The organism is Fibrella rubiginis, from assembly GCF_017353185.1.
Lineage (GTDB): Bacteria > Bacteroidota > Bacteroidia > Cytophagales > Spirosomataceae > Fibrella > Fibrella rubiginis.
The window spans coordinates 53,250-74,546 of sequence record NZ_JAFMYV010000014.1; the positions used below are offsets into that span (position 1 = coordinate 53,250).

Genomic DNA, 21,297 nt, shown 5'->3' on the forward strand with positions numbered 1-21,297 from the left:
TTGATTAAACGCGCGCAAAGATAACAGGGGAACATACAGAATGTTCTTCAAGGCAAAACGGTGCCAGCCTGTGTTGCGTCGCATAATCGCCTATTTTTACGTCAGTTTAACCTGCATGCCGTGTCGATCCATTCGCCGAAACTGCCGTTGTCTATCAATATCGTCATTCCGCTTTTCAATGATTGGGAAGCACTCACGCTATTATTGCAAAAATTTGATCAGACTGTACCTCCCGCTTTGTTGTCTCGTTTTGCTTTTTTGATAATCGACGACTGCTCAGCCAGTGATGAATTCAGCTGCCCAAAACCATCAGGATCGTCGCTGTCTATTCTTCGTCTGTACCGCAATGTTGGGCATCAGAAAGCCATTGCGTTGGGGCTTGCTTATCTGGCCGACCAGCCAGAACAGTACGCCACCGTGGTGATGGATGGTGATGGTGAAGACCTGCCCGTTGATATTATTCAGCTGGTTAATGCATCTGTAGAACAGCCCGATAAAATCGTGTTTGCGCACCGGTCCAAACGCCATGAAGGGCCTGCTTTTCGATTCTTTTATCTGTTCTATAAAGCTATTTTTCGGCTGCTCACGGGTAAGGTCATTACTTTCGGTAATTTCAGTCTGGTTCCGGCCCAGCTTGTGCGAAAACTCGCGCATGTCTCCGAAATCTGGAACAATTACCCAGGTGGTATAATCCGGTCGCGGCTACCCTACACCGCTATTCCCATTGAACGAGGAAGCCGACTGGCGGGTACGTCAAAAATGAATTTTGTCTCACTGGTGTTGCATGGGCTTAGTACGGTTTCGGTACTCATGGATACCACGGCCGTGCGTCTGGCTCTGTTCAGTGTCCTGTCTATAGGCATCTCATTTGTGGGTATTGGCGTGGTGGCATACCTGCGCATATTCACTCAACTGGTAGTGGCAACCTGGGCGAGTTACCTTATTTTCTCCTTCTTCATTGTCCTTGCGCAAGCTTTTCTGATATCACTGCTGCTGATTTTTATCGTACTGAATTATCGGACGCAACAGTTCTTTTTGCCAGCCAAGCAATACCGTGATTTTGTCGAACGCGTTGATGTCATCTACGCTGTCAACAGCGTTGCGCCAATTGCTTAGTTTGCCCGCCCCCTGGTTCCTGCCCGCCACTTATGCTGTTTAATTCGCTCCAGTTTTTACTTTTCTTCACGGCCGTTACCCTCACCTACTACAGCCTGCCAAAGGGCAATGGGCGGTGGTCTCTGTTACTGATTGCCTCGTGCTACTTCTACGCCGTTTTTCAGCCTACCTACATATTCATTCTCTTTCTGACCATCGTGATCGACTATATCGCGGGCATCTGGTTAGAAAAAACACCAATAGGGCCACGGCGTAAGTGGTTGTTAATCATATCATTACTCTCTAATGTCGGTATTCTTGCGTTCTTTAAATATCTCGGCTTTTTCACCGAAAACATCGCCGGACTATTCCGATTAGTAGACCAGCCTCATCTGGCTGAGCAGGTAACATCACTGGCTAACCGGCTGTTTTTGAAGGTGATTGCTGTTTTCGGGCAGAGTGGTATTGCTGGCTTTAAAGACAACATGAACATCCTGCCCATTGGTCTGTCCTTCCACACATTCCAGGCCATGAGCTACACCATTGAGGTGTATCGGGGGAATCAGAAGGCCGAACGGCATTTTGGCATCTACGCGCTCTATGTTATGTTCTACCCACAACTCGTAGCCGGCCCCATCGAACGTCCGCAGAACGTATTGCACCAGTTTCATGCCCATTTTGCCTACGATTTCGAGAACATTAAGGCAGGCCTGATGCGCATGGCATTCGGCTTTTTTAAGAAATGTGTCATTGCCGACCGGCTGGCTGTGGTGGTAGGGCAAGCCTATGGCGACCCCGCCGCCCACAACGGCCTGAGCCTACTGGTGGCCACGTTCTTTTTCACGTTCCAGATCTACTGCGACTTTTCGGGCTACTCCGACATTGCCATTGGCGCGGCGCGGGTGATGGGCTTCAACCTGATGGAAAACTTCCGAGCGCCCTATATGGCCTGGTCCATCACGGAGTTCTGGCGGCGGTGGCACATTTCGCTTTCGACCTGGTTCCGCGATTACCTCTACATACCCCTGGGTGGCAACCGCAAGGGCGAAGCGCGGCGTAATGTCAACCAGATTTTGGTGTTTCTGGCCAGCGGACTCTGGCACGGTGCCAACTGGACCTATGTGATCTGGGGCGGCCTGCACGGCGTGTATCAGGTGGCAGCAGGCTTGCGGGATAAATGGTTGGGGGAAGGAAAGGGGGGCCGCAGGGACGGAAGAACGAATGTGGCATCGGTAAATAGCACAGGCCATGTATGGCGCATCGGCAACGTGCTGATAACGTTTGTGTTGGTGATGTTGACGTGGGTCTTTTTCCGGGCTACCAGCGTACGGTCGGCATTATTGATTCTGAAAAAAATTGGTACGTTGTCGCTATTCGATCCGATCAAATCGCCCTTAAATACCACCGAAATGTGGTTTAGCCTGGCGTTGATTGGGTTGCTGTTGGTCAAAGAATGGCGTTACCTAGTGATCCCCACGCATAGTACGCCCCGGTTTTTTGCCCTGTTTGGAGTTATCGCCTTCCTAACCTACCTATTCGGCGTGTTTACGTCGAATCAATTTATCTATTTCCAATTCTGACTTTGTAGCCAGGTGAGCATCGCGGCTCACCTGGCGGTTAGAGCAGCAGTATAGGTAAACCAGCACGCCTATGCAGTTTCAATGGGACAATGGCAATACCCGCCATATTATCAGTGACTATCCAGAAAGAGGAAATACGATTGATGAACTAGAGAGCCTATTTACTGATCCTGCCTTTAGTGCATTACCGGACCGGGTAGACAATCGGGGTGAACAGCAGTACCATGCCGTAGGCCGAAGCAACCAAAACAGGTTGCTGTATGTTGCTTTTTCGATTAGGAATGGCCAAATTCGACCATTCAGTTGCCGACCAGCCAGCCGAAAAGAACAAGATCGTTATGCTCAGATCTGCGAACAAAAAGGAATCGAAAACCCAACCCCGGAAAGTTCGGGTGATCCAGAATAACCATACAGCGGCTGAACTGGCAGAATCGGGTGATCGGTGGGCTGACCATAAGGGACCTTATCTCTCGCTTGCAGAGGTAATTGCTGCTGAAGCTGCCAAAGCGATGAAGTAATTTCGCCTGCCGAGCCAACGGTTCACCACTGCGCATTCGGTGCAGTATTATATTCCATTCATGTTAGAAAATCTTGTCAATGCGGTTAGTGGACAAATAACTACGTTCATCAGTACACTGGCTTCTTTGCTGAAAATTCTCATTAAATCGCGCTTTTCGGTTGATATACCGGCTCCACAGCGGCCGGTCTGCGCTATTTTGGGCAATGGCCCGTCATTGCGACAGTCGCTGGAAAACGACCTGGCCTTTATCCGCGAAGCAGAGCTTTATTGCGTCAATAACTTCGCTTCTTCGCCTGAATATGCCCTGCTGCAACCCATGAACTACGCCCTGCTCGACCCGGCGTTTTTCCTCTATAGCGAACAGAATAACGACCGGAAAGACGTAGAGAAGACTATCCGGTGCTTAGTCAACATGACCACCTGGCCCATGAACTTGTTTGTGCCGCAGTCGGCCCGGGGGTGCTATTTGGTGCAGCAACTGACTGGGAAACACCCCAATGGCATAAGCCACCAGGTTAAGACCGTTTTTTACAACTATACCGTAGTGCGCGGTTACGCCTGGTTCCGACATTTCGTATTCCGAAAAGGGTGGGGTATGCCACAGTCGCAGAATATTCTGGCAGCCTCGCTCTACCTTGCCATTACGCGCCGGTTTACCGATATCTACCTCTTCGGTGCTGATCATTCGTGGCATGAAGAAATCCGTGTTTCGGATGCTAATGAACTGCTGATGAAGCAGGAACATTTCTACGACAAACCCGGCGATGCTACGCACATTCCGATCTACGACGTTGTAAAAAAGGAAACGTCGCGGATGTCAGCGCAGTTTGCGTCGCTGTCAAAAGCCTTTTATAGCTACGAAATCCTCCGCGATTACGCCCAGTATATGAACGTCCGCGTCCTGAACGCCAGTGCCAAAAGCTACGTTGATGCGTTTACACGAATAAAAATTTAATGTACAATGAACCGCAGCGGCGGACCGCAATGTATAATGTACAATGACGCCTGATGTAGGTTGAGCACTTGCCATTAGCAGGGATCACTGTACATTATACATTGCGGTCCGCCGCTGCGGTTCATTGTACATTACCATAGCATGCTTGATTTAACCAATAAATCCATCCTCATTACCGGCGGGACCGGCTCGTTTGGCAAGAAGTTCGTTGAGATGGTGCTTGCCCGCCACCCGAACATCAAACGCCTTGTCGTCTACTCGCGCGATGAACTGAAGCAGTTTGAAATGAGTCAGACGTTTCCGACCAGTAAGTACAAAGCCATGCGCTACTTCATCGGCGACGTGCGCGACGGAGAACGCCTGAAACGGGCCTGCGAGGGTATCGACGTCATTATTCATGCCGCCGCACTGAAACAGGTGCCCGCTGCCGAATACAACCCGATGGAGTGCATCAAGACCAACGTTTTCGGGGCTGAAAACGTGATCAACGCCGCTCTCGACAATGGTGTACAACGCGTGGTGGCACTCTCGACCGACAAAGCTGCCGCCCCCATCAACCTCTACGGTGCCACCAAGCTGTGCTCAGATAAGCTTTTTGTGGCCGCCAACAATATGAAAGGCAGCCGTAACCTGACCTTCTCGGTAGTGCGTTACGGTAACGTCATTGGTTCGCGGGGATCGGTGGTGCCGTTTTTTCTGGAAAAGCGTAAAGAAGGTGTGCTGCCCATCACTCACCCCGACATGACGCGTTTCAACATCTCGCTCGAAGATGGCGTTGAGATGGTGCTCTATGCGTTGGAACATGCCTGGGGTGGTGAGATATACGTACCCAAAATTCCGTCGTACCGCATTACCGAACTCGCTACGGCCATTGGCCCCAATTGCGAACAGAAACTGGTGGGCGTTCGTCCCGGCGAGAAACTTCATGAGGAAATGATCACTGAAACCGATTCACTCAACACCGTCGAGACGGATCGGTATTACGTCATTACGCCCTCAACCCCCACCTGGGATGTGGATGATTACCTGAAGGCGTTTAATGGCAAGCGCGTGGTCGAGGGCTTCAAATACAACTCCGGCACCAACGACGAATGGCTCAACGTGGAACAGATCCGCGAACAGATTCGGGAGCATGTAGATGCTGAGTTTACTGCGTAAATGATATTGGACATTGGATGTTGGACCACCAAATGTCTAGTATCCAATGTCCAATGTCCAACGTCCAATAGCTAATGTCTTCTATGAACAACCCCATCCCCTACGGCAGGCAGCACATCACGGAGGAAGACATTGCCGCCGTGGCTCATGTGCTGCGCGGACCCATGCTCACGCAGGGCCCCAGCATTGGTGCGTTTGAAAAAGCGTTTGCCGAATACATTGGCGCACCCTATGCCGTGGCCGTTTCCAATGGTACTGCTGCCCTGCATTTGTGCGCTATGGCATTGGGCGTTGGGCCAGGTACACGGGTGATCACGACATCTATAACCTTCTCTGCATCAGCCAACTGCATACGTTATTGCGGTGGTGAAGTGGTCTTTGCCGACATTGATCCCGACACGGTTTTGCTGGACATCAACGCCGTCCGTAAACTGATCGAAGCGCACCCACGTGGCTATTTTTCGGGAATAATCCCCGTCGATTTCGCCGGGTATCCCGTCGATATGGCCGCGTTCCGTGCCCTGGCCGATGAGCATGGACTGTGGCTGCTGGAAGACAGCTGCCACTCGCCGGGCGGGTCATTCGTAGATGCCAACGGTGGTTCACACCGTTGTGGCGACTCGTCACTGGCTGATCTGGCCATCTTTAGTTTTCACCCGGTGAAGCACATTGCCTGCGGCGAAGGGGGCATGATTACGGCAGGCACCGAAGCGCTGTACAATCACCTGATGCGCCTGCGTACCCACGGTATCACGAACAAACCCGGTGATTTTACGCCCCCCTACGACGGCGAACCCGAACGCGGCGGCTGGTATATGCAGTTGCGGGAACTAGGCTACAATTACCGCCTTACCGACATGCAGGCGGCACTGGGCCTTAGCCAGTTACAACGCGCCGACGCCATGCTGGCCCGTCGTCGTGAGATCGCCGCTCGTTATGACAACGCCTTTGCCGGAACAGCCGTGGCAACTATACGTCCAACCCAAAACGTGGGCCACGCTTATCATCTGTATGTGATTCAAACCGACAATCGGAAAGGGCTGTACGATCACCTGCGGGCCAAAAACATCTTTGCGCAGGTGCATTACATTCCAGTGCATACCATGCCTTATTACCAACAGCAGGGCAACCGTCCCGGCGATTTCCCGCTGGCCGAATGCTACTACAGTCGTTGTCTAAGCTTGCCCATGTACCCCACACTCACCGACGACGAGCAGCAGTATGTGATCGATGCCGTGTTGGCATTCGTGGGTCGATGAAACGGGGCCTGCGCTGGCTCAGTCTGGCTCTGATGGCCCTGCCGGTGCTGTATTACATTGGTACAGTGCTTTGGTACGCCTATGATTTTCCGTACATGGACGACTACCCCGTGGTGGTCGATTTTCTGAATAAACTGCCCGCTGCCACAACAGTGGGAGAGAAGGTGGCCCTGCTGATGGAGCAGAACAATTTCCACCGGCTTGTGCTGGCTAAGGGTATTGCCTGGGCCAATGTGCTCCTCACTGGCTCCGTCGACTTTCGCGTGTTGCAGTACGTGGGGCTATTTTTTCTGCTGCTTACGGCCTGGGTGCTTTGGCAAACTGGAGTTAAAGGGCGACCGGCACGAAGTCAAACGCCACTTGACGAAGTTGCTGACAAAGAAGATGGTATGCTGTCTGCCCTACTTTTCCTGCCCGTCCTCTTTCTTCTCTTCCAGTTTCAGGGTTGGAACATTGCGTTTTGGAGCATTGTGGCGGTGTCAAACGTGGGTGCTCCGGCGTTGGCATTGCTGGCGTTTTATCTGGCTAATCGGCAACGCGAAGGCTGGGCTATCCTGATGGGGCTTGTAGCCCTGTTCACCAACGGAAATGGTATTGTCGTGCTGCCCTTGCTGGTACTTTGCTGGGCGTTTCAACAACGCTGGCGGTGGATGTTGAGCACAGTTGCCGTGGCCGTTGTGGCACTTGCTTTCTATTTTCAAAACTACCAAAACCCTTCAGGGGGGGCTGTTTCAGCACGTTTAAGCCCGTCGACAGTAGGCCATCTGCTGGCGTTGGATACCGCGTTTCTGGGTGCGCTGGTGTACCATCCCGCCGTTCCCTGGTTACCTGTTTTGCTCGGCAGTTTCACTATCGGCTGGACTTTTTATTTGCTGCTGATCCGCTACGATCAGACCAATCCCACCTTGTTTTGGTTGCTTGTTTTCCTGCATTTGTCGGGCCTCATGCTGGCCGTAAACCGCATCCAGAATGACACCAGCATTGTCTTTGCTTCGCGCTACCGCAACATCACGGCCCTGCATATAGCTGCGGTTTATCTGACAGTGGTTGAGGCACTGTCTAGCGGAGCGTTGCTCCGCCGTGGGCGATTAATACGGCGGAGCAACGCTCCGCCAGACATGCAAACCATCGTTATCCGCCTGGCTACCGTTGCTACGGCTGGACTTTGGCTTGTTTCGAACTGGACGTATCACAGCAAAATTGTCCGGTTCCGGGAGTTGAAACAGACTGATAATCTACTCTGGCGGCAAGTAGGGCAGGTACGGGGTAGTGCGCCGCAGTATAACCCGGTGCAACAATTGGGTATTATGGCGGAACGGATGACGTTCAAACCAAAAGAAGAGTCACTGGCAGCGTTGCAGAGTCGACCTGTTTCCGTCACGCCCGTCAATACACCCGGCGATTCGCTGCAATACGGGATTGATCAATACGTTGAGCGCGACGGATTTGTAGTGATCAGCGGATGGGCGAAAGTGGCCCGACGAAAGGCGAATTTTAATGACACCTTCGTTGGTATAGAAACCCCCAATGGCTGGCAGTATTACACCACGCTGTTCCACCAACGCCTTGAGAAAGCGGATTCGGCCAACGACAAAGACACCGGCTTTATAGCCATTATTTCCTATCAGAGTAAAACGCCTAAAATGTCCCTATTCGTGAAATCAGGCCGTTTTTCGGCGGGGAGATTGATAAAACAATAAGGGATTGGCAGGCCTTTTTCGGGCAGGATCAGAGGGGTTTTCAGGACGCACAGGATCTTCCTGCTTTTTCCTGAAAATGGATCAGACGAATCCTGTGCATCCTGAAATCCTGCCGATCCTGTCCAAAAAATCCGCTCAATCTGCGGTCAATTTATATGCCAACCATCTGCATTATTCCTGCCCGTGGGGGCAGCAAGCGCATTCCCCGGAAGAATATTCGGGCGTTTTTGGGTACCCCTATCATTGCCTATTCCATTCGGGCGGCACAGGAATCGGGTTTGTTTGATGAAGTTATGGTGTCAACCGATGATGCCGAAATTGCGCAGATGGCGCAGTTCTACGGTGCTTCGGTGCCGTTTGTCCGTTCTGCCGATGCGGCTACTGATCACGCCACCACCGCCGCCGTGCTGACCGAAGTGCTAACCACCTATGCCCATCACGGCCACACCTTCGACCGGGCCTGCTGCCTCTATGCTACTGCCCCGCTCGTGACAACTGAGCGGCTTCGTGAAGCATTCGGCAAACTGGAAACGGGCGGGTTCGATACCGTATTTCCAGTGGTGCGCTACGGCTTTCCGGTGCAGCGTGCTGTTACGTTCCAACAGGATCGACTCACCTGGTTACAGCCTGAACACGCCCTGACCCGTTCGCAGGATTTGCAGCCCGTTTTCCACGATGCGGGGCAGTTTTATTTCTTCAACGTACCCCGGTTTTTGGAAAACGGTCAACTCATTACAGCCAACACGGGTGGCGTTGAACTGTCGGAATTGGAGGCGCAGGACATTGATACCCCTGCTGATTGGGACCTGGCCGAACTGAAATACCGCCTTTTGTGGCAGCAACGGACCAGTAAGTAGACCGGTTTATCACAAGTCTACACGCTGGTGAGTAGAACACCGTTCCTGTAGTAGCTTTGTCCATACGCTTTATTGTATCGACACCGTTACTTCCAGCCTCCTCATGAAAAAGTTACTCTTCCGCGCCGACGGCACCACCCAAACCGGCCTGGGCCACATTATGCGTAGCTTGGCCCTCGCCGAAATGCTCGGCGAATCTTTTGACCGGCGGTTTGCCATACAGAACCCGTCTGATGCCGTGCTGAAGTTGCTGGCTAAGCAGAGTTTACCGGTGATTGCGCTTGGGTCAAATAACATAGCCGAACTGCTGACACACGTTTCAGACAACGATGTTGTGGTGCTGGACGGGTATGATTTTGATGAGGCCTTCCAACGGGCCGTGCGCGAAAAAGCCCATAAGCTTGTCTTTATCGACGACCTAATACAGGGACATCAGGTGGCCGATGTAGTTATCAATCATGCTGGCGACGTCACTGCCACCGAGTATGAGACTGAACCTTACACAACCCTGCTGCTTGGTACGCATTACGCACTGGTCAACCCTGCATTTGTGCAAAAAACGCAGCCGAAAGACGGCGAAAACAAGGCGTTTGTGAACATGGGGGGGGCTGATCTACACAACGTCAGTCATCAGGTGGTTGACCTGCTGCTGAGCATTAACCCTAACCTGCGGATTACGCTGGCCCTGGGTGCGGCCAACCCACACGCCGACACGTTCGCCGATTTTCCGAAAGAGCAGTTGAGTATACAGCAAAACTTGAGTGCCAAGCAAATGGCCCGTGCTATTGGCGGCAGTGGCCTCAGCGTAGTAGCCGCCAGCACGATAGCGTATGAAGTGGCATCAATTAGCCGTCCAATGATTGTTGTTCAGACGGCTGATAATCAAGGTCGTATGATTTCGTTCATGCGTGATCGGCATTTGGCGGTGGGTGCCCTGACGTTGCCGATCAATGCTGAACAATTAGCTCTGGCTGTGAAAAAAGCCCGTCTCACGCCCTCCGTTTTTAAGCAGCGTCTCGTCTTCGACGGTAAGGCCGCCGACCGTTATAGGCAGGTGTTCACGCAGTTGTGCGCGTAAACCAACTGGGTACATTTTTTGTACCTTTAATAAGCAACCGCAACGAAGCTATGATGAACGCAGCACCCGATCCCGCCACCAATGACCCGCTGGGCTATCAACGATTCGCGCTGACTGAGTCGGCTTATGACCTCATTACCAGCCTTACGGGTATCTATGCCCGATTAAGTTTTTCAGAAGAAAAGAGCCCTGAGCCAGATGTAGCTGCCATAGCCGAGTGGAACAACAGAGCAGATCATCTACAGGAAATAATCCATACAAACGATTGGAGCGACCTCGCTTTTCTTGAACAGCTCATCAGCGACCTGACTGCGGAATACAGAGCCAACACCAGTCTGGAATCAAACGGCCAAACCACGAATGCCTCAGCTAACCCAAGACCAGTTTCTGCTATCTGAAATTGATAATCAGATCATATTTGACCGGTACATTAGTCCCCGCTCATTACGCAATTCCACTTCCGTCACGAATCCAACAGCTTTATTTCTGGGTGGTCAGCCGGGTAGCGGAAAGTCAGGGTTAGCGCAGTATCAGTTGAAACAGTTTGCCGATAGGGGTGGGGTGGTATTAATCAACTCGGATGCTCTCCGGGAATACCACCCGGCTTTTGCGAATTTACAACGAACAGACGCCGACCGGGCGTCTTTTTTGGTTAATCCCGACACGGTCATCTGGCAACAGAAACTGATTAATGCAGCTGTTGGTAACAAACGTAACTTGTTGTTAGACGGCACGTTGGGGGGAAATCCGGCACCAATTTTGGCTACGATGAAACGGCTTCGTAGCGCAGGATATACCATCCAGGTGAGCGTGTTGGCCGTGCCTGCTGAACAAAGTCGGTTGGGTATATACAGACGGTACGAAGACCAACTGACTATCAAGGGGGCCGGCCGGTGGGTAGGTATGGAAACGCACAACCGTGTTTTTAACGAAATCCCCCAAAATCTAGCCTTGTTTCAACAACAGTTAGTGGTTGACCAGATTCATCTTTATGCCCGCCCGAAAGGGAGTGGCGTACCAGAAGAGCTTTACAGCAACACAGGCATAGCTGGCGAATGGCAGGCCCAACCGGAGGCGTTAGTCAGGCTCAAAAACTACCGCGAACGGAAGCTAACTGAAATAGAACAGACTGAGCATAAGTATGTTACAGAAAAACTGCTTGAACGAATGACCTTACGCGGAGCTAGCCAACCGTTTATCGATGGGTTTTTGGCCACCGTAAATCCGCCCGATTATCACGCCCGGTTAGCTACTGCCGACGATGCGCAACTCTACTTTGAGTGGGCTAATGACCCCGCCACCCGCCAGCAATCGTTCAATTCGGAGCCCATTACATGGGAAAACCATGTGACCTGGTTCACCCGAAAACTAGCCGATCCCAATGCCCTGTTGCTGGTGTTTGAGGTGCCAAGTGGTGATCCAATCGGACAGGTACGGTTTGAGAAACGGCCTGATGGTGAAGTCATCATCGGCATTTCGCTCGACGCGTTTTTTCGGGGAAAAGGGCTGGCGTCAACCCTGATCCGGGCAGGAGTGGGCGTATGTCGGGAGCGTTGGGGTAGCCCCGCCACGGCGGGGCATGCTATCCCTATATCAGCCTATATCAAGCCTGAAAACGTGGCCTCCATCCGTGCCTTCGAGCGGGCCGGATTCCATTTCGACCACGAAAGCCGTAAATTTGGGGTAAACGCACTGTGTTTGACGTTCAACATTGAACAGATTTAGATTAGCATGTTCCAACCCATTCAGGTTGCCAACCATATAATTTCCCCGCAGCATAAACCCTTCGTCATCGCCGAGATGTCGGGGAATCATAATCAGTCGCTCGACCGGGCGCTGGCGCTGGTTGATGCGGCGGCAGAGGCTGGTGCCCATGCCCTGAAGCTCCAGACTTATACACCCGACACGATTACCTTTAATGGGCAAAGCGACGAGTTTTTTATTCGCGACAACCAATCGCTGTGGGCCGACAAGAACCTGTACAAACTCTACCAGGATGCCTATACACCCTGGGAATGGCACGGCCCCATTTTCAACCGGGCATCAGCACACGGTATGGTTGCCTTTAGCTCCCCGTTCGATACCACCGCGGTCGATTTTCTGGAGTCGCTAAACGTGCCGCTCTACAAGATTGCTTCGTTTGAAAACACCGATCACATCCTGCTCAAAAAGGTAGCCCGAACGGGTAAGCCCGTCATTATGAGCACCGGCGTGGCTACCGTGGCCGACATTGCCGAGTCAGTGAAGGTGCTGCGGGATCATGGCTGTGAACAGTTGATTTTGCTTAAATGCACCAGTACGTACCCCGCCACGCCCGAAAGCACCAATCTGCTGACGATTCCGCACATGAGTACGCTCTTCAACGTGCCCGTGGGCCTCTCTGATCATACCATGGGCATTGGCGCGTCGGTGGCGGCTACGGCGTTGGGGGCGGTGGTGCTGGAAAAACATTTCACCCTCCGCCGGGCCGATGGCGGCGTCGATTCGGCCTTTTCGCTGGAACCCGACGAGCTTAAAAACCTCGTTGTGGAGTCGGAACGGGCGTTTTTGGCGTTGGGCCAGGTGAGCTACACACCCACGCCCAAAGAAATGAAAAGCCTGCAATTCAAGCGGTCACTCTATGTTGTGAAGGACATGGCGGCGGGCGAACCGTTCACGCCCGAAAACGTTCGCAGTATCCGACCCGCTAACGGTCTCCACACCCGCCATTACGACGAAATCCTCACCAAAACCGCCACCCGACCCATTCAGGCGGGTACGGCCTTGGCGTGGGAGCTAATCAACTAAGGAGAAAGGGAGGAAAGGGAGAATGGAGAAAAGGGTTTGCTGACGCTAGAGCACCATGTGCAAACAATCCCTTTCCTCCCTTATTCTTTTCTCCTTTCTCCCTTTCTTTTCCATGGGCCTTATTCAGAAACAGACACTTCAGGGCACGGTAGTTACGTATGTCGGTATTATTATCGGGCTGCTGACGACGGGTTTTCTATTGCCTAATTTGCTGTTCAAAGATCAGATTGGGTTGATTCAGTTGCTGGGAAGTCTGTCTATTATTCTGACGCAGTTTGCCAATCTGGGCATTAACGGGGCTGGGGGGCGGTTTTTCCCGTACTTCCGCGACTACGAACGAGGCCACAGCGGGTTTCTGCTGGTGGCCGTTTCGGTGGCTGGTATTGGCTTTCTGGGCTGTGCGGGCCTCCTGTGGGTTGCCCATGACTGGCTGGTAGCCCAAAACAACGACCGTTCCGGCCTGTTCGAGCGGTATTTTTATCTGCTGCTGCCCTTAACTCTGTTCACGCTCTTCTTTAACCTTTTCGACACATATGCACGCCTGCTTTATGATAGCGTAACTGGCACGTTCCTGCGCGATGTGGGACAGCGGGTCTTTTTCCTGGCGGCGGTCGTTGCCTATTATCTGGGCTATATTGGTTTCTACGGACTGCTGTGCGGCTGGTTAGGGTCCTATTTACTGGCTATGTTACTGATGATCGGCAGCATTGCCCGGCAGGGACATTTCACGCTCAACCCCGTTAATCTCGCCATCTCGCCCGATTTGCGCCGATCTATGGCCCGGTACGCCGGCCTGACTTTGCTAACGGGTTTATCGACTCAACTGATTTTGCACATCGACAAACTGCTGGTGTTCAAGGCCACCAACCTCGACAATACCGGTATCTACGGCATCAGTGCCAATTTTGGGGCGGTTATTGTGGCACCAGCCCTGATTCTCTACAAAGTGTCTGGTATCGTCATTGCCGATTCGTGGAAAAATAACGATCTGGCTAACATTCAACTGGTTTACGAAAAAAGCTGCCTGAGCCAGCTTATCATTGGCGCGCTGGTGTTTGTGGGTATCGCAGCCAACTTACCCGGCGTGTTTACCTTTTTGCCAAAAGGGTATGAGGCAGGATACAACGTCATTTTGTGGGTAGGCCTGAGTAAACTGTTCGACATGGCCACGGGCGTAAACGGGCAGATCATCACCACCTCGAAGCACTACGCCTGGGATTCGCTCTTCAACCTGATCATGGTAGTGCTGACCATTGTAATCACACCTGTGCTGCTACGCATCTACGGACTGGAAGGCGCGGCCATTGGCGCGGCTATTACCATTGGCCTGTTCAACCTGTCGCGCACATTATTTGTTTGGTATCGGTTTGGTTTACAGCCCTTTACCTGGCGAAATCTGGCCGTGATAGGCATTGCATTGCTGGTGTGGGGCCTCGCCGTTTTGCCGCCCTATGCCACGGGCACCAAGCTCGCTACCCTGGCCGATATGGCTATCCGGTCGGCGGGCATTGTGGCCCTTTACATGGGTCTTGTCTTCGCCTTCCGCATTTATCCTGACTTAAATTTGATGGTTGGCAAGTACCGCAACTAGTTGCGGCACTACGCCAAAGCCACTGCCAACTGCTGCTTACTGCCAATCGTTCATGCGCGTTGTTCATCTAAATACTTACCATACTACCGGCGGGGCGGCTGTTGCGGCCGGGCGATTGAACCGGGCGTTGCAAAAACAGGGTGTGGAAAGCACATTGCTCGTGCAGGAAGAAAATCGTCCGGAGTGGATGCTCCCTGAAGCGGGCGTAGAAGCGCTGGCGACAAGCTTTTTGGCCAAAAAGATGGCCTTTGCCCGCTTCGGTGCCGAGCGACTGGCGTTCCTGCCGTTCGAGAAAGACAAGGCCGTACGGTTCCAGTTTTCGCCCGCCGTGACGGGTGTCGACCTTACTTACAACTCGCTCATCATGCAGGCCGACGTCATACACCTGCACTGGGTCAACTTCGGCTTTTTTTCGGTGGAAGGGCTGGGTAGTCTTATGCGCCTGGGCAAGCCTGTGGTCTGGACCATGCACGACATGTGGCCCTTTACTGGTGGCTGTCATCATAGCGGCACCTGTGAGAATTATCAGCGCGAATGCGGCAATTGCGTCCCCTTTCTGCGCAATCCCGGCCCCAACGACCTGTCGCATTCGGTATGGCAACGGAAGCAGAAGGCCTACGAAATGGCGCATCTGGTGCCGGTGGGGTGCAGCGACTGGCTTACGCACCGCGCCCGCCAAAGCCGGTTGTTCCAGCCGTTTTCGGTGCTGAGCATTCCCAATGCCATTGATACCAACCAGTTTAGGCCCGTAGATAAAGCCGAAGCGCGGCAGGCGCTGGGTTTGCCCACCAACAAGCGGCTGATTCTGTTTGCGGCGGCCAAAGTAAGCACGGCGGGCAAGGGGTTTGTCTACTTCCAACGGGCGCTGCATCAGCTACATAGCCAGCTGGAAAACCCCCGCGAGGTGGAACTGCTCATCTTCGGGGCGGGTGATAAGGGGCTGTTGCACGAACTGCCGTTTCAGTACCATTTCCTCGGTCCGCTGAGCGATATGACCAGGATTAGTCAGGCCTACAATGCCGCGGATATGTTTGTGATCCCGTCGCTGGCCGAAAACCTGCCAAACACCATCATGGAGGCGATGACTTGTGGTACGCCCGCCGTGGGGTTTTCGGTGGGGGGGATTCCCGAAATGATACAGCACCGCGAATCGGGGTATCTGGCGCAATACAAATCGGCTGAGGACCTGAGCGCGGGCATGCAGTGGCTCCTGCAACTCCCCCCCAACGACTACGCCGCCATTGCTCACGCCGCCCGCCAGCACGTGCTCACCCACTACGACGAAGCCGTGGTGGCGGGGCAGTATGCGAGTTTGTATGAGCAACTGTTAAAGAGCGAATGATTTCCATCATCACTATCACCTATAACGCCGAACGATTTCTGGAACGCACGATCAGCAGCATCGCGGGGCAGGAGAGGTGTGTGTTGGGGGTTGATTATGAGTATATTATAGTAGACGGAGCCTCGAAAGACAGCACGCTGAGCATCATTCGGCAGCACGAAAAACAGCTCACGCGCTGGGTGTCTGAACCCGACCGCGGTCTCTACGACGCCATGAACAAAGGCCTGTACCTGGCCACCGGTGACTATGTCTGGTTCATGAACGCCGGCGACGAAATCCACGACCCTGCCGTGCTGTCGAAACTGCTGACGGCCATACGGACCACCCACGCCGACATCTATTACAGCGATGCTCTGTTTGTAAGCGACAACGGCACCACCCACTCCGGCCCGCCCGTGGGCCTACGCAGCGAAGTCACGCCGCACACATTGCCAACAAACCTCCGCTGGCAGGACATGGCCCTGGGCATGAAGGTGAGTCATCAGGCCTTCGTAGCCCGCCGCGCCATCGCCCCCGACTACGCCATCACCAACCTCAGCGCCGACCTCGACTGGGAAATTCGCTGCCTCAAAGCCGCGCAATATGTTCAATATCTGCCGTTTGCGTTGTGCAAATACCTTGTCGGTGGCCTCTCTGTGCAGCAACACCGCCGTTCATTAATGGACCGCTTCAGGGTGCTGGCAACGCATTTTGGGTTGCTTCCTACACTATGGAATCATGCACGGATTGTGGCGCGGGCCGTAGGGCGGCGGTGAAAAAACAAGCGATGTGTATCAGTTCTTTTTATGCCATAGGCGAGGCAAGCGACTGTAATACTTGTGTTGTAAATGTGGTATGAGGGTTATCCATACCATACACTCAATTTTTTGAATCACTGAATTTATTATAATTACTTTCAAGCCTAAACTTCTCCTTCTTTAGTAAACAAATGTGCAATCAAAAGTTGATTGTCGGAAAATAAAATATTTCAACATGCTCAACGCTCCATTCTTACGCAAAATAGTCGGCTTGTTTTTGGCAGGAATGCTTGTAACATTAAATGCTTGCGACCATCGTGAAGTCCCAAATCCTGCTCTTGTTCCCGACGTAACAATTTATCTGTTGAATGATCAGAACCAACTTATTCAGACGAATGCCCGTAATCCTAGTACCCAAACCGCCACTGTCGGCCTAGCTGGTTTGCAGGTAGGCGAAAAAATACTGGATATTGACTTTCGGCCAGCCACTGGGCAACTGTATGGCATTTCCAATCAAAGCCGCATATATTTCATCAACATAAAGACCGGGAGCGTCAAGGCAGTGGGTAGTTCGTTTTCACCCGGCTTAGATGGTACCGCTATCGGTATTGATTTCAGTCCTTTTGGTGACCGTATTCGTGTTGTGACTAACAAAGGGCAAAACCTGCGTATTAACCCAGAGACGGGTGTTGTTCAGGCTATCGATGGTAAGATAAATAGCTCAAATATCAGTAATCCGACAGTTACGGCAATTGCTTATTCCAATAATGTGGTGGGTAGCGCAGAAACTAAGTTGTACGATATTGACCCTGTTTCAGACCGGTTATATATTCAAAACTCACCTATTGATGGTAGGGTTAGCGATGGAAAGGTTAGTGATGTTGGACCACTAGGTTTGGATATCTCTGCTGTAAGCGGATTTGATATTGCTCCAAGCTATGACCAGAGGCTCTCAGGTATAGCAGCCGTAACTTATGCAGGCCGTTCCGAATTGCAACAGGTTAATGTACGAACGGGCCGGATGCAAAAATTAGGTGATTTGCCGGGTAATATAATGGGGCTAGCTATACCTACGTGGTTTGTAGCTTATTCAATTGACGATAACAATTTTAATAGATCAATTAGTCCAAATCCATTCCTTGATGATCCAACGCAAGGTGGCTGTTTCAATTGTATTGTGCAAGGTGTTATTGGTACAGAACCCGGCGAAATATTGGTAGGCATTGATTTCCGACCGGTTGATGGGCGGTTATACGCATTAGGAAGCAAAAGTCACCTATATACGGTCAACCTAGGACTTGAATATGTACCTTCACAACCGCTAGTAACTCTCGTTGGCACTTTGAATGTACCACTCGATGGTACTAGCTTTGGTTTCGATTTTAACCCTATCGCTGACCGTATCCGTATTGTAAGTAACACAGGGCAAAATTTGCGAGTTAATCCAAACGATGCGACTGTTACGGTTGATACTCCCTTGAATGGTGCTACAAATAAGGCTACAGCGTCTGCTTATACAAATAACTTCTTGGGAGCTTTTTCTACTTCGTTATATAACATTGATAGTTCAACAGGCAGTTTATACATCCAGAACCCACCAAACAATGGTACGCAGACACTGGTCGGTTCTTTGGGTATACCGAATTTTGAATCTGCCGCCGATTTTGACATTGGCGGCGTAACTGGAACAAGCTATGCAATACTGCGTGCAAACGGCCTGTCAAATCTGCAAACCATTAACCTTAGTACTGGAAAGGCCAGCCTGCTTCCTGGTTTTGGTTTTGGTAACAACCAGTTTACTGTTTTTCGTGGCTTCGCTGTAGGTCCAGGTTTTTAAGGGCTATAAATAGTCGCATAGCCACTGATGTACATCTAATAATGGTTACTTGTTCCTTTACTAGTGTTCATCAGGTGATATAAATATATCCTCTTCCAATAAAAAGGAGACCGACTTATGAGCCGGTCTCCTTTTAGTTTTAGTGACTAACAACTGCCATTCAATACACCTTCTCTGCCTCTTGTTTTTCTTCGGGTAAGATGAATTTTAGGGGGCGGCTGACAGTTTGGGGAAGCAGGGCTATGTCCAACACCTGACCTACCGTATCGGCGTAATGGAAGGTTAAATCTTTGATGTAGGCCGAATTAATTTCTTCGATGTCCTTGCGGTTCTTGGTGCAGAGAATAATCTCTTTCACCCCCGCCCGGTTGGCCGCCAGAATCTTCTCTTTGATACCACCTACGGGCAATACCTTACCACGCAACGTTACCTCGCCGGTCATAGCCAGGAAAGGACGGATCTTGCGTTGCGTGAAGATCGACGCCATCGACGTCACCATCGTGATACCCGCCGAGGGGCCATCTTTGGGTACGGCTCCCGCGGGTACGTGTACGTGCAGGTCATAGTGGTTGAAGATCCGGTAGTCGATGCCCAGGTCATCGGCATGGGCTTTGAGGTAGGAGAGAGCCGTCATCGCCGACTCCTTCATCACGTCGCCGAGTTGGCCAGAAAGCGTTAGGGCACCTTTGCCCCGGCTCAGGCTGCTTTCGATGAGCAGAATTTCGCCACCCACCTGCGTCCAGGCAAGGCCTGTTACGATGCCCGCAATGTCGTCGTCGGAATAGATGTCTTTGTCGAAAATTTCCGTACCCAGCAGGCGCGTTACGTCGGTTGGGCGAATGTGGTGCTCGTAGGGCTCATCCATGGCAATGGATTTGGCAATTTTCCGTACCATGGCACCAATCTTCTGCTCCAGATTCCGCACACCCGATTCCCGCGTGTAGCCCTCCACAATCTTCACCACCGCCTTATCGTCGATCTGCAGATCTTTCGTTTTCAGGCCGTGCTCTTTGCGCTGTTTGGGTACCAGGTACTTCTTGGCAATCTGCACTTTCTCCTCTACGGTGTAGCCCGTGATGTCGATGATCTCCATCCGGTCGCGCAGGGCGGGGTGGATGGTGTCGAGCGAATTGGCAGTAGCAATAAACAGCACCTTCGAAAGGTCAAACTCCACATCGAGGTAGTTATCCACAAACGTTGAATTCTGCTCAGGATCAAGCACTTCCAGCAACGCCGACGAGGGGTCGCCTCGGAAATCGCTGCTTACTTTGTCAATTTCGTCCAGAATAAATACGGGGTTCGACGCACCCGTTTTGCGGATGTTCTGGATAATTTTACCCGGCATAGCGCCGATGTATGTCTTGCGGTGCCCGCGAATTTCGGCTTCGTCATGTACGCCCCCCAGAGCCATCCGGCTGTACTTGCGACCCAGCGCTTTGGCTATTGAGCGCCCCAGCGACGTTTTGCCTACCCCCGGAGGACCATACAGACACAGAATTGGTGCTTTCATAGCTTCCGACGAATGTGCTTTGTTTTTAGCATCCCGGCTGCGTCCGTTCAATGCAACGGTGCCAGCGGCTTCGTGGGCGGCTTCCTGAGCAGCCGTTGCCTCGGCTATACGCTCTGTCTTGAGCTTTAGCACAGCGAGGTATTCAATAATGCGCTCTTTTACTTTCTCCAGCCCGAAATGATCACCGTCCAGAATTTTCTGCGCCCGCTTCAGGTCGAAATTATCTTTCGTGTACTCGTTCCAGGGCAGGTCAACCATCAGTTCGATGTAGTTCATCGTGATGGGGTAATCAGGAGCCATGGGGTTACTGCGCTGCAACTTGGCCAGCTCTTTATCGAAATGATCGCGGATGGGCTTCGACCAGTTTTTCTTGGCGGCTTTGGCCCGGAGTTCATCCAGTTCACGGTCGGGCGTGTCCATGCCAAGCTCATCCTGCAGCACTTTCATCTGCTGCCGCAGGTAATAGTCGCGCTGTTGCTGATCCAGATCGAGGCTGGCTTTGCTCTGAATCTCACGTTTCAGTTCAAGCAACTGCACTTCCTTCAGCATGTATTCAAGCAGCAGTTGTGCCTGTTGCGCACCCTCGGTTTTTTCAAGCAGCCGCTGTTTGTCGGCCACGTCGGCATTAATGTTCGACGACAGGAAATGCACCAGAAACATGGGGCTTTCGATGTTATCAAGCGCAATGCGGGCCTCCTGCGGAATCTCCGGATTAAGCCGCAGAATCTTATAGGCAGCTTCTTTCAGCGTCTGAATCAGGGCTTTGCCTTCTTTCTTGCCTGAGTTCAGAAACACATCGTCGATGGGCCGCACGTTGGCCGTCATAAACGGGTCTTCCTGCGTAATCTTGCCAATTTCGAACCGCTTTTTGCCCTGTATAATAATCGTGATGTTGCCGTCGGGCAGGGTGATCATTTTAATAATGTAGGCCACTGTACCCAACCGATACAGGTCGTCGGGCGTAGGTTCGTCTTTTTGCTGATTGGCCTGGGCTACCACGCCAATAATGCGGTTGCCTTTGTACGCTTTTTTCACCAGGCGAACCGACTTCTGCCGACCAACGGTAACGGGCACAACCATACCGGGAAACAGTACGGTATTACGAACTGGCAGAATGGGCAGGTTTTCAGGTATTTCGTAATCCGCATCATCGCCTTCAGGGCCACCAAGCGGAATCATTTCAATACTATCTAAATCATTCTCGGCCAGAAATAAATCTGAAGCCAAATTTTGGGGGAACGTCATGGTACGACTGCCAAGTTGGCAGTGTAAATACATTGAGAGAGGAAAA

At 52.0% G+C, this 21,297-nt stretch carries 18 protein-coding genes; 17 read left to right on the plus strand and 1 reads right to left on the minus strand.

Features of this window, described 5'->3' with window-relative positions; all coding sequences use genetic code 11:
- Positions 1-120: 120 nt before the first annotated feature.
- From J2I47_RS22815 to J2I47_RS22895, 17 genes are all read left to right on the plus strand, one after another.
- On the plus strand, positions 121-1,116 hold the full coding sequence (locus J2I47_RS22815) for a glycosyltransferase (protein WP_310587716.1): 996 nt from the start codon (positions 121-123) through the stop codon (positions 1,114-1,116).
- Positions 1,117-1,148: 32 nt separating this feature from the next.
- Complete coding sequence (locus J2I47_RS22820) at positions 1,149-2,675, plus strand: MBOAT family O-acyltransferase (RefSeq protein ID WP_207366929.1); 1,527 nt, start codon at positions 1,149-1,151, stop codon at positions 2,673-2,675.
- 70 nt (positions 2,676-2,745) lie between these two features.
- Positions 2,746-3,081 (plus strand): BrnT family toxin, encoded by a 336-nt coding sequence (locus J2I47_RS22825; protein WP_207366930.1) that lies wholly within the window; start codon positions 2,746-2,748, stop codon positions 3,079-3,081.
- A complete protein-coding gene (locus J2I47_RS22830; RefSeq protein ID WP_207366931.1) occupies positions 3,014-3,193 on the plus strand; it encodes a hypothetical protein in 180 nt (59 codons plus the stop codon). The genes J2I47_RS22825 and J2I47_RS22830 overlap by 68 nt, the downstream gene beginning before the upstream one ends.
- Before the next feature lie 60 nt (positions 3,194-3,253).
- Positions 3,254-4,150, plus strand: a complete 897-nt coding sequence (locus J2I47_RS22835) for a hypothetical protein (protein ID WP_207366932.1) — start codon at positions 3,254-3,256, stop codon at positions 4,148-4,150.
- A gap of 141 nt (positions 4,151-4,291) precedes the next feature.
- Complete coding sequence (pseB, locus tag J2I47_RS22840; protein ID WP_207366933.1) at positions 4,292-5,308, plus strand: UDP-N-acetylglucosamine 4,6-dehydratase (inverting); 1,017 nt, start codon at positions 4,292-4,294, stop codon at positions 5,306-5,308.
- 83 nt (positions 5,309-5,391) lie between these two features.
- Positions 5,392-6,567, plus strand: coding sequence for a UDP-4-amino-4,6-dideoxy-N-acetyl-beta-L-altrosamine transaminase (gene pseC, locus J2I47_RS22845; protein ID WP_207366934.1), 1,176 nt, complete (start codon positions 5,392-5,394; stop codon positions 6,565-6,567).
- Positions 6,564-8,267, plus strand: coding sequence for a hypothetical protein (locus J2I47_RS22850; RefSeq protein ID WP_229374891.1), 1,704 nt, complete (start codon positions 6,564-6,566; stop codon positions 8,265-8,267). The genes pseC and J2I47_RS22850 overlap by 4 nt, the downstream gene beginning before the upstream one ends.
- A 155-nt stretch (positions 8,268-8,422) precedes the next feature.
- Entirely contained in the window at positions 8,423-9,124 is a 702-nt protein-coding gene (pseF, locus tag J2I47_RS22855; RefSeq protein ID WP_207366935.1) for a pseudaminic acid cytidylyltransferase, read from the plus strand.
- Between the two features lie 103 nt (positions 9,125-9,227).
- Positions 9,228-10,202 (plus strand): UDP-2,4-diacetamido-2,4,6-trideoxy-beta-L-altropyranose hydrolase, encoded by a 975-nt coding sequence (gene pseG / locus J2I47_RS22860; RefSeq protein WP_207366936.1) that lies wholly within the window; start codon positions 9,228-9,230, stop codon positions 10,200-10,202.
- A gap of 50 nt (positions 10,203-10,252) precedes the next feature.
- A complete protein-coding gene (locus J2I47_RS22865; protein ID WP_207366937.1) occupies positions 10,253-10,600 on the plus strand; it encodes a hypothetical protein in 348 nt (115 codons plus the stop codon).
- Positions 10,563-11,927 carry a GNAT family N-acetyltransferase gene (locus J2I47_RS22870; RefSeq protein WP_207366938.1) on the plus strand — a complete coding sequence of 455 codons (1,365 nt, stop codon included), beginning with the start codon at positions 10,563-10,565 and terminating at the stop codon, positions 11,925-11,927. The genes J2I47_RS22865 and J2I47_RS22870 overlap by 38 nt, the downstream gene beginning before the upstream one ends.
- A gap of 6 nt (positions 11,928-11,933) precedes the next feature.
- Positions 11,934-12,989: a pseudaminic acid synthase gene (pseI, locus tag J2I47_RS22875; protein WP_207366939.1), complete on the plus strand. Its 1,056-nt coding sequence runs from the start codon at positions 11,934-11,936 to the stop codon at positions 12,987-12,989.
- A 112-nt stretch (positions 12,990-13,101) separates the two neighbouring features.
- Complete coding sequence (locus J2I47_RS22880) at positions 13,102-14,580, plus strand: lipopolysaccharide biosynthesis protein (RefSeq protein WP_207366940.1); 1,479 nt, start codon at positions 13,102-13,104, stop codon at positions 14,578-14,580.
- Between the two features lie 52 nt (positions 14,581-14,632).
- Positions 14,633-15,922 carry a glycosyltransferase family 4 protein gene (locus J2I47_RS22885; protein ID WP_207366941.1) on the plus strand — a complete coding sequence of 430 codons (1,290 nt, stop codon included), beginning with the start codon at positions 14,633-14,635 and terminating at the stop codon, positions 15,920-15,922.
- Positions 15,919-16,677: a glycosyltransferase family 2 protein gene (locus J2I47_RS22890; protein WP_207366942.1), complete on the plus strand. Its 759-nt coding sequence runs from the start codon at positions 15,919-15,921 to the stop codon at positions 16,675-16,677. The genes J2I47_RS22885 and J2I47_RS22890 overlap by 4 nt, the downstream gene beginning before the upstream one ends.
- Positions 16,678-16,852: 175 nt before the next feature.
- A complete protein-coding gene (locus tag J2I47_RS22895; RefSeq protein ID WP_310587718.1) occupies positions 16,853-18,496 on the plus strand; it encodes a DUF4394 domain-containing protein in 1,644 nt (547 codons plus the stop codon).
- Between the two features lie 160 nt (positions 18,497-18,656).
- Here the strand turns inward: J2I47_RS22895 and lon are convergent, their stop codons facing one another.
- Positions 18,657-21,251: an endopeptidase La gene (lon, locus tag J2I47_RS22900; RefSeq protein WP_207366943.1), complete on the minus strand. Its 2,595-nt coding sequence runs from the start codon at positions 21,249-21,251 to the stop codon at positions 18,657-18,659.
- Positions 21,252-21,297 lie beyond the last annotated feature (46 nt).

Coding starts and splice junctions, on each gene's coding strand:
- J2I47_RS22820 (WP_207366929.1), top strand. CDS start 1,149: ATGCTGTTTAATTCGCTCCAGTTTTTACTTTTCTTCACGGCCGTTACC.
- J2I47_RS22825 (WP_207366930.1), top strand. CDS start 2,746: ATGCAGTTTCAATGGGACAATGGCAATACCCGCCATATTATCAGTGAC.
- J2I47_RS22830 (WP_207366931.1), top strand. CDS start 3,014: ATGCTCAGATCTGCGAACAAAAAGGAATCGAAAACCCAACCCCGGAAA.
- J2I47_RS22835 (WP_207366932.1), top strand. CDS start 3,254: ATGTTAGAAAATCTTGTCAATGCGGTTAGTGGACAAATAACTACGTTC.
- pseB (WP_207366933.1), top strand. CDS start 4,292: ATGCTTGATTTAACCAATAAATCCATCCTCATTACCGGCGGGACCGGC.
- pseC (WP_207366934.1), top strand. CDS start 5,392: ATGAACAACCCCATCCCCTACGGCAGGCAGCACATCACGGAGGAAGAC.
- J2I47_RS22850 (WP_229374891.1), top strand. CDS start 6,564: ATGAAACGGGGCCTGCGCTGGCTCAGTCTGGCTCTGATGGCCCTGCCG.
- pseF (WP_207366935.1), top strand. CDS start 8,423: ATGCCAACCATCTGCATTATTCCTGCCCGTGGGGGCAGCAAGCGCATT.
- pseG (WP_207366936.1), top strand. CDS start 9,228: ATGAAAAAGTTACTCTTCCGCGCCGACGGCACCACCCAAACCGGCCTG.
- J2I47_RS22865 (WP_207366937.1), top strand. CDS start 10,253: ATGATGAACGCAGCACCCGATCCCGCCACCAATGACCCGCTGGGCTAT.
- J2I47_RS22870 (WP_207366938.1), top strand. CDS start 10,563: ATGCCTCAGCTAACCCAAGACCAGTTTCTGCTATCTGAAATTGATAAT.
- pseI (WP_207366939.1), top strand. CDS start 11,934: ATGTTCCAACCCATTCAGGTTGCCAACCATATAATTTCCCCGCAGCAT.
- J2I47_RS22880 (WP_207366940.1), top strand. CDS start 13,102: ATGGGCCTTATTCAGAAACAGACACTTCAGGGCACGGTAGTTACGTAT.
- J2I47_RS22885 (WP_207366941.1), top strand. CDS start 14,633: ATGCGCGTTGTTCATCTAAATACTTACCATACTACCGGCGGGGCGGCT.
- J2I47_RS22890 (WP_207366942.1), top strand. CDS start 15,919: ATGATTTCCATCATCACTATCACCTATAACGCCGAACGATTTCTGGAA.
- lon (WP_207366943.1), bottom strand. CDS start 21,251: ATGACGTTCCCCCAAAATTTGGCTTCAGATTTATTTCTGGCCGAGAAT.